This is a genomic window from Sulfurimonas sp., from assembly GCF_023229105.1.
Lineage (GTDB): Bacteria > Campylobacterota > Campylobacteria > Campylobacterales > Sulfurimonadaceae > Sulfurimonas.
In genome coordinates this window covers 1-8,781 of the sequence record NZ_JALNZY010000084.1, presented here as the reverse complement: position 1 = coordinate 8,781, position 8,781 = coordinate 1, and the positions used below count along the sequence as shown (strand labels likewise).

Here is an 8,781-nt window from a genome sequence, read left to right as displayed (position 1 = left end):
AAAACACGGAATTACAATTTCTACAAACCTTGCTTCCAAACACAAATATTGCAAAATATCAAAAGTCTGGTATTGATGGATTCTATGAAGTCTATTTTGATAATGGGCAAATAATCTATGCAAATCCATTTAAGGAAATTATGCTTTTTGGCGAGATAATGAATAAAAATGGCTATTCAATTACCGCAAATAAAAGGCTGAAATGGCAAGAAGAACTTACAAATAAAGCAATGCAAAATACACCTGTAGATAAGCTGCTAAAACCTGCAAAAAAAGCTACATTTAACAAAGGCTCTCAAAATGATTACTCTTTTGTACTTTTCACAGATCCTGAATGTCCTTTCTGTAAAACTGTAGAGAATTTCTTTGCTGAAAACGATACAACGGTTCATTATGTTTTTACCCCGTTGCCGTTCCATAAAAACGCTAAAGAGTGGAGTCAAATAGCCCTATCTTCTAAAGACTTCAAAAAGGCACTTGAAGATATACATTCCGGCAGTGTTCCAAAGATTGCAATCACAGAAGATGCAAAAAAACAGCTTGAGGAGATGGAGATTTTAGCGAAAGAGCTTAAGGTTGCAGGTACTCCAAAAATCTATGTAATAGATAGTAAAAAACAAGAGATAGTACAAATAATTAACGGTGCTGACATACCGAAACTTGAGGTGTATTTAAAATGAAAAATCGTATTGAATATACACGAGCAGAGAGCAGCTAGAGATGTTAAAATTAATCGTACTTGCGCTAGTGTTCGCAATAAAATCTTTTGCTTTAGTTTGTGGACAATTTGGAACGTTTGTAGAGTATAACGGACATTACTATACTGCTACAAAAGACAGACTTACCTTTACATATGCGAAAACATTTGCCGAAGCAGCAGATGGATATCTGGCAGTTCCAAGCAGTCAAGATGAGAATGAATTTTTAGCTTCTTTAGTTCTCGGAAATCAGTTTGCTTGGATAGGTGTTCATGATCCTTTGCTCTCCAACAATTACTGCTATGAATCTGGCAGCTGTAGTTATGATAGTAGTCGATTTAAAACCATAAATAATAATGCATTAAACTACAGTAATTGGGAAGTAAATCAACCTGATAATCTTTTAAAAATAAGCGATATCAATCAGTTAATTGAAATATCGCCGCTTGGAGAGCATTGGGTAGCTTTAAGTTCAGTAAATTACAAATGGTATGATTTTGGTAATCATAATGATGAATATAATAATCCTGCAAAGTTTTTAGCAATATATGAATTTGATACTGTTCCAGAGTGTTTTAATAGTGATGATTCTAGCGAATTAGTAGATTTACATTGTAATACTGCCGTGAGCTCAACAGATGGTTTAATAGCAGAAAGTGGGCAGCTGATGCAGTGTGAAACTGATGAAAACGGTGTATCTTACTGCCCTGCAAACTTAGCTCCTTGCAACAACACTCAAAACACAAACGACGGCTATTCACAAGAGCATTCGGGCACGACTTTAGGATGTCCTGACGGTACTGCAACGGCAGTAAACAATAACGTAGTAACGGATTGCTACGACGTAGACATAAGAGATACGTCGATGGGAACGAACTACAACTGCCCTACGGGAGTGTTAGACGGTGCAGAGTGCTGTGATACGGAAACATATACTGCATCTTCCTCGACTTCTTATAGTTGTCCGAATGGAGGTACAAGAAGCGGCACTACATGTAATAAAATTTGTAGTACGACTTCTTATAGTTGTCCGAATGGAGGTACAAGAAGCGACACTACATGTACGATATCTCCTGTTTGCTCTTGCCCAAGTGGGTATTGGAAATTTAATGGTGGCTGCAAAAAGCCTACAGCAGCTGCAAGTATTTGTCCTAATAGTTGCCCTAGTGGAGCTTCTCCGGGCGGTTTTTCTGGTACATGTGCCGATGGAAGCCCCCGTATGACCAACTGTAATTATTTTGCTCCTCTTACATGTACAGGGGGAGGTTCTTATTCTGCATCTTCTTCAACTTCCACTTACGACTGTTCTTATTCTGCATCTTCTTCGACTACTTATAGTTGTAACAGCGGAGATACAAGAAGCGGTACTACATGTACACATATAACCGATACTTGTATGCCTGCAACACAAGACCACTATTGCACGGGCAGCGGCACTCAAAACAGTATTACATGTAGCGGCTCTTTTACTAATGAATGGTTAAAAAGTCTCTACACAGACCATTTATGCCGCTGCCCCGACCAAGCAGGCTATAACTATTGGCTTGCCGAGCTAAACGATATAGGAGATTATTATCTTACATACGAAGCTTTCCACATCGCCGCAACACTAAACGGAGAGACATTTAGCACGAACGGATGTCCTAGTATCAATAACTCTTCCGCTTACAATACCGCCCCTACATGTAGCGGCAATTTTCAAGATAATTTTATTTACAGTGCCTACGTAGACCATTTATGTAGATGCCCCGACCAAGCAGGCTATGATTGGTGGGTAGACATGTATAATAATCGGGGAGATTTTACGGAAGAAGATATCCTACTAAGCATAAAACAAGCCGCAACCGCAAACGGGGAAGAATGGAAGTCTTACTGCGGCTCTTTGGGGCAGAACGCGTGTTATGATACGGACGTAACGCGTAGCAATCCTATCTCCACTTCTTACCTTTATTATACATACCATTGCAACGCCGATACAAATGTTTATAATGAAAGTTATGTACCTACGAATGAGGGAGGAGAAGATTACACAGATGTGAACCCGCCGAGTAATAACTGCGTACAACAAAATTATGTTTGCCCGTACGATGCAGAACAAATATGTACCGACGGAGAACATGCATGGCAATGCTCCCCTCATCCTTGTGTAGATGCTAATGATATGGAACACACAGATACGGAAGTCGGTTCTCAAGATGGAGATGATGATGGATGGAACCAACAGACAGGTGCATGTGATGGGCAATTGTACTTGTTTGGTGGCACTTCTGCTGCATGTAGAAGTTGGGATTTATATGGAGTGCTAGACGGAAGCGAGTGTTGCAGTGATAATGCACTTTTATTTGGACTTATTAGATGCTCTTCTGAAGAGAAAATATTGGCACAAAAAAGAAAAGCAGGTAATTGTCATTATGTAGGGGAATTTTGTTCAAGAAAATTAAGGCTTGGATTCGCAAGAATTTGTGTTCAAAAGAAAAAGTCTAGCTGCTGCTTTAACTCTGAACTTGCACGTATTATCAACGAGCAAGGTCGTCCACAACTTAACAAAGGTTGGGGAACTGCCTCTAATCCTGAGTGCAAAGGTTTTACTCCGGAAGAATTTCAAAAGCTAGATTTGTCTAAGATTGATTTTACCGAATTTACGGAAAATATTCAGCTGCCAAATATGCAAGATCTCGGAGAAAGCATAAAAAATAGAGTGGAAAATAATTTAAATGTATCATTCCCACAACAATAAAAAAGAGGAGTCGAGATGCAAAAAAAAGATACACGTGCTGAGTTAATAGAAGAAATTCTATTAGCTCATGATGTTAGCTATTGGCTTAAAAGAGCGATTAAAGAGTTGATGCAAAGAGACATAAATGATGTTTTGAATGACATAGAGTTACTTCATAATATTTTTTCTTTAAAATTTAAAGAGATAAAAAAATTATGAATAAGAGTAAATAATATAAAAGGCTAGAAGATGAGTAATCAAAAAGATTTTATACCTGCAGAAGAGGTATGCACGAGACTAAACAAAGAGCTAGAGGCAAATGTTTTTACATTTGGAAAATTTATGAGATTAGTAAAAAAAGGGCTTATCACATTTCATGATGTAAGAACACCTGGAACAAAAATGATTAGATACGCTTTTAAATATGAAGAAGTCAAAGAGAGTCTTGAGAAATTAAAAAAGACCGATAACTTAGATAACTCCGATGCTTCTTAAAATATATTTATTAAGCTTAGGATTAATGTATTTTGGTTAGAATTTGCCGTGGAAAGTAAAATATATAGGTTTCGCGATAAATATTTTGAGAACTTTAAAAGTGCCACCAAAAGTGTCACCCAAATGTATAAAATAACTTGAATAAGCGTTAATTGTAAATGAGCAAATCTCCCAAATTGCGTAAATTACACTATTTGTAGCTATCCTCATAACGGAGTGGTCGAGTGTTCAAGTCACTCAGAACCCACCACTGTAAAACTCCCTTAACAACAAACTTTCAAAGACTTTCCTAACTTGTTAAAATGTAACATAATTGACAGTCTGATTACAGAATAAAGAATTGCTGATATCAATAATAGTATCTATATGAGATGTAAGATGAACACTTAAGATTGGCATATAATTTGTAATATTAACTCTATTGTAGGACAATTCATTCAAAAAAAAATGCTAAAATTTTACAATGTAACTGACAAACTGCATTCTTTAATTGTTTCTAAAAGACTTTTATTTTTATTGTATATATTGATAACTACTTTATCATTACCTTTATAATTTATTATGTCCTCAAAAGTAAAAATATTTTCTTTATATAGTTTTTCACAACTAACTTTTCCTATTCCATTTAAAAGTGAAATGGGGCTTTTTAATTGATACTTACCATTAATTTGAACTAGTTTATGTGTATAAACTTCTGGTTTTAATGTGGCAGCTTGCCCTGTTTCAGAATCTTGAGAATTCCAATCATTTTGGTCAATCCATCCGATACTAATCAAAGTTAATGTTTGAGAATAAAAATTTATTGTAATATAAAATCCTGATTTATCTTTCCCCGTTGTTTCCTCATTGAAACCCTGTTGATTATAACTTCGATTACCAAATATTTTATAGCCTAATTGCCCTGATGCTTTCATTTCTGTACTAAATGTAGGATTTTTAATATTTACTAAATCTTTGTCAGATTTTTCTTTTTCACCTTTCCATTCATTCGGATAACGTTTGGATAGTTCATAAGAAAATAATTTTTGAAAGAAGTACCCTATTACTGTTGCAGGCAAATCAACTTCGACTAATTTAATAGTTCCACCTACCTCTGTTCCCCACAGTTTTTCCCAAGCAATAAGTGAGATTTCAAGAATTTCATCCGTTGATAAAGGGTAATTTGTTATCAATTCTTCCGTTATACTTTTCCATTCTGATTGTTGTTTATTTTGATAAGGTGATATAGCCATTATTCTATTCCTTTTAGTAATAAACAGGATTCAATTTTTAATGCTTTAGCTAGTAATACAATATTCTCCAAGCTAATATTTCTCTCTCCTCGTTCAACAGAACCAATATATGTCCTATGTAAGGAAGATAGTTCTGCTAGTTGCTCTTGAGACAAATTTTTTTCTTTTCTTTTATTTTTTATGTTCTGTCCAAAAATAAGTTTATAATTTTTCATGTTGATTAGTTTATATAAATGATGACAATAAGTCTACAGACTATAAGTATCATTTTATGTGTTGTTAAAACAAAATTTGGTAAAATTTCTTGAATGAATGGAGATAATAAAATATGACATTATTATTGAAAAATGTAAAAACACAACTGGCTCCTTACTCATTATTAAGTAATATTTCTCATACAGATAATGAGGTTTATTTAGATAAATATACTGAAATTTTAAATTATTTACGAGAATATATTGGTGAGCCTTACTATGCACATAATGGTTTTATTTTATATAATTCGGATAATGCAGAAATCATGAATAAATTAGAGAGTTCTGAATTCAAAATTGATTTAACCGTTACATCACCTCCTTATAATATTGGCAAAGAGTATGAGAATAATATGCCCATTGAAAAATATGTAAGTTGGTGTCAAAAATGGATAAAATCAATCTATAATATTACTAAAGAAAATGGCTCATTTTGGCTAAATGTTGGTTATTTAAATGTTAAAAACAAAGGAAAAGCCATCCCTATAGCCTACTTGTTATGGGATAAAATAGATTTTTTCTTAATGCAGGAAATTGTTTGGAAATATGGAGCAGGAGTAACAGCAAAGAAATTTTTTGCTCCAAGAAATGAAAAGTTTTTATTTTATATAAAAAATGAAAACGATTATATATTTAATTTAGATTCTGTTAGAGACCCTGATGTTAAATATCCAAATCAGATGAAAAATGGTAAATTGAGATGTAATCCACTTGGTAAAAACCCAACAGATGTATGGGATTTTCCGAAAGTAACTAGTGGAAAAAATCGGAGCTCAAAAGAAAGAACGTCTCATCCTGCTCAATACCCACTAAGTGTCATTGATAGAATAATAAAAGTGTCGTCTAATAAATTTGATATTATTTTTGATCCTTTTTCTGGTTCTGGAACAACAGGTATAGCGGCTAATGGTAATTATAGAATATATATTGGTAGTGAAATTAGTAAAGATTATTGTGATTTATCAATAGAAAGATATGAAGAATATTTAAAAGAAAGAAGCTCTAAATTAGTATATCATTAAGTATATATACCTCTATGCCGTTACTTCGTTAAAATTCTATATTGCCATCTTTAACTCTTTTATTGTGCCCTCTTGTGTGATTGCACCCATAAAATTTCCTGCTTATTTTATTTAAACATCCAAACTCTTTTTTACAGTTAAACGAAATACAGTTCCTTCTCCTTCAACAGAGGAAAATGAGATTTTTATATCCATATCATCACACATTCTTTTTACTAGGCCAAGTCCGAGTCCTGTTCCATTGTCGGTGTTGCTTACTTGCATAAATGGCTCAAATATAATGCCTTGTTTTTCTTGAGGTATTCCCTTTCCGCTATCTTCTACTTCAATAATCGCATGAGCATTTTTTTCAAAACTTCTTAACTCTATCGCGCCCTTTTGAGTGAATTTGATTGCATTTGAGAGTAGATTTAAAAGTATCTGTAAAAATCTTCTTGAATCAACCATTCCCATTAGAGGCGTTTCGTTGAGCTTTAAATTAAATTTTACACCTGATCCATTTAACAATGAGTATGTATTGTTATATGCCATTTTTGCAATAATATTTAAATCATACTTTTCTATTTTATAATCAATTTTTCCTGCTTCGGCTTTTGTAAATTCAAGCAGGTCATTTATAAGATTTAGCAGGTGTCTTGAGTTTATCAGAACTCTTTGCATAAATTGTTTTGTATCATCTTGCAGTTCTTTATTTTGGAGCATCTCATCAAAATCCTCTATTATTTGATCCGTAAAATTGATGATTGCATTAAGCGGAGTTCTTAGCTCATGTGACATACCGGTAAGAAAGTTAGATCTTGCCTGTGCGGCTTGAAGAGCTTCTGCTTTGGCTTTATATAGTTTTGAGTTTACTATTTCAAGATTTACTATATGCCCTGCAAGTGTCTCATTTGCGCTTTGCAACTCCAACGTTTTGGCTTCTACTCTTTTTTCAAGCGTTGTGTTAAGTGTTAAAAGAGCTTGCTCCATCTCCTTAATCATTGTCATATCTCTTGCAACTACAACAACTCCTTTTACATTTCCATTTTTATCATAAAACGGACCTTTTTTTATCTGAAGTATTATAAAGCTTCCGTCATTTTTTTGAAATCTCTCCTCGACAAGAATAGTCCTTTTTTGTTCAATGACCTGTCTGTCTGTCTGGATATGATAGTCAGCTATTTCGGCAGGATAGAGCTCAGTATCTGTTTTACCTATAATCTCTTCTATGCTCTTTGAATTCCACCTCTCATATGCAATATTACCTCCCAAATATGTGTTTTTAGTATCTTTATAGAAGATAGAATCATCAGCGGCATTTATGATGCTCTTTAGCAGCTCTTCATTATACCTATACTCATCTAGTGTTTTTTTCAAAAGAGCAGAACTTTTTTCAAATGCGTTACATATCATGTCAAACTCACAACCCATGTTTTTACAATCTTTTAACTCAAAATCAGTTCTATGGTCAAACTCATTCACTGCTAATGATATTTTTTTAAGCGGTTTTGATACTAAATATACAAAGGTTAAACTGCCAATAAATAGTAGTAAGAAGAGTAATATAGCACTGCCTGCGATGATTCTGTCATGAACGCCGCTTAAGCTATCTAAAAATTCCTCTTTTGAAAAGTCTATAATGATATTCCACTCTAGCTTTTTAATCGGGATAAAAAGCAAATTTCTCAATTTACCCTCGACCATATATTCGACCAGATTTCTACCTCTTTGTGCTGCATCTTCTATCGCTGATATCTTCTCTTTGCTAAAACCGGATTCACGCAATGGTACATTTAAAAGATTATGCTTTTTTGAGGAAGCATGAACCAAGTTTGTACCCTTTATGATAGATACATTCGCATTATTTTTACGAAAATCTTCCAGTGCTATTTTAAATATACTGCTAATATCCACTCCACCGCCTGCAAGAGCCACCGGGTTATCCGCACTTCCTACAACGGCATCTAGCCATACATAAAGATTGCCTGCCAAATCGCTATCCGTGTTGATTAGAAAATTTTTCTTACTTTCAAGCGTTTTTAAAAACCATCCGTTATCTTTGTTTAAGGGGTCTATAGCTCGAATAAAACCGTTTTCGTTAAAATAGTTTTTGCTGTTTGTATGGACGATATATATGGTGTCTAATTTATAAAGTTTTTTTATATCTGAGAGTTTTTGCTTCATCTCTTGCGATATTTTACCATTTGCTGCATCTTCACTAAGGGCAAAATTTTGCACATCTTTTGAAGAGGTAATCGCAACTCCCGCACTTTTTATTTCAAGAAGAATATTTTGTATCCTTAAACTATAAAGTTCCTCTAAATGGTGTACTTGCAAATCGATAAAAACATTGTCAATAACCTTTTTTAGATATGTATGTGTAAC

At 34.0% G+C, this 8,781-nt stretch carries 8 protein-coding genes; 5 read left to right on the top strand and 3 right to left on the bottom strand.

Annotated elements, in window-relative coordinates; all coding sequences use genetic code 11:
* The 4 genes from M0Q17_RS09745 to M0Q17_RS09730 form a co-directional block, all read left to right on the top strand.
* The coding region (locus M0Q17_RS09745; RefSeq protein WP_295086359.1) for a DsbC family protein at positions 1–680 on the top strand (680 nt) is incomplete at its 5' end.
* Between the two features lie 40 nt (positions 681–720).
* Positions 721–3,435 carry a conjugal transfer protein TraN gene (traN, locus tag M0Q17_RS09740; protein ID WP_295086357.1) on the top strand — a complete coding sequence of 905 codons (2,715 nt, stop codon included), beginning with the start codon at positions 721–723 and terminating at the stop codon, positions 3,433–3,435.
* 15 nt (positions 3,436–3,450) lie between these two features.
* Entirely contained in the window at positions 3,451–3,633 is a 183-nt protein-coding gene (locus M0Q17_RS09735; RefSeq protein WP_295086355.1) for a hypothetical protein, read from the top strand.
* A 30-nt stretch (positions 3,634–3,663) separates the two neighbouring features.
* A complete protein-coding gene (locus M0Q17_RS09730; protein WP_295086353.1) occupies positions 3,664–3,909 on the top strand; it encodes a hypothetical protein in 246 nt (81 codons plus the stop codon).
* Between the two features lie 458 nt (positions 3,910–4,367).
* On the opposite strand, the gene M0Q17_RS09725 is transcribed toward M0Q17_RS09730, so the two are convergent.
* A complete protein-coding gene (locus tag M0Q17_RS09725) occupies positions 4,368–5,141 on the bottom strand; it encodes a ScaI family restriction endonuclease (protein WP_295086351.1) in 774 nt (257 codons plus the stop codon).
* Positions 5,141–5,356 (bottom strand): helix-turn-helix transcriptional regulator, encoded by a 216-nt coding sequence (locus M0Q17_RS09720; RefSeq protein WP_295086349.1) that lies wholly within the window; start codon positions 5,354–5,356, stop codon positions 5,141–5,143. The genes M0Q17_RS09725 and M0Q17_RS09720 overlap by 1 nt, the downstream gene beginning before the upstream one ends.
* A gap of 113 nt (positions 5,357–5,469) precedes the next feature.
* Between M0Q17_RS09720 and M0Q17_RS09715 the strand changes: the two genes are divergently transcribed.
* The gene (locus tag M0Q17_RS09715; RefSeq protein WP_295086347.1) at positions 5,470–6,417 is read left to right on the top strand and encodes a site-specific DNA-methyltransferase; all 948 of its coding nucleotides are present in this window, start codon (positions 5,470–5,472) and stop codon (positions 6,415–6,417) included.
* 111 nt (positions 6,418–6,528) lie between these two features.
* Here the strand turns inward: M0Q17_RS09715 and M0Q17_RS09710 are convergent.
* The coding region (locus M0Q17_RS09710) for an ATP-binding protein (protein WP_295086345.1) at positions 6,529–8,781 on the bottom strand (2,253 nt) is incomplete at its 5' end.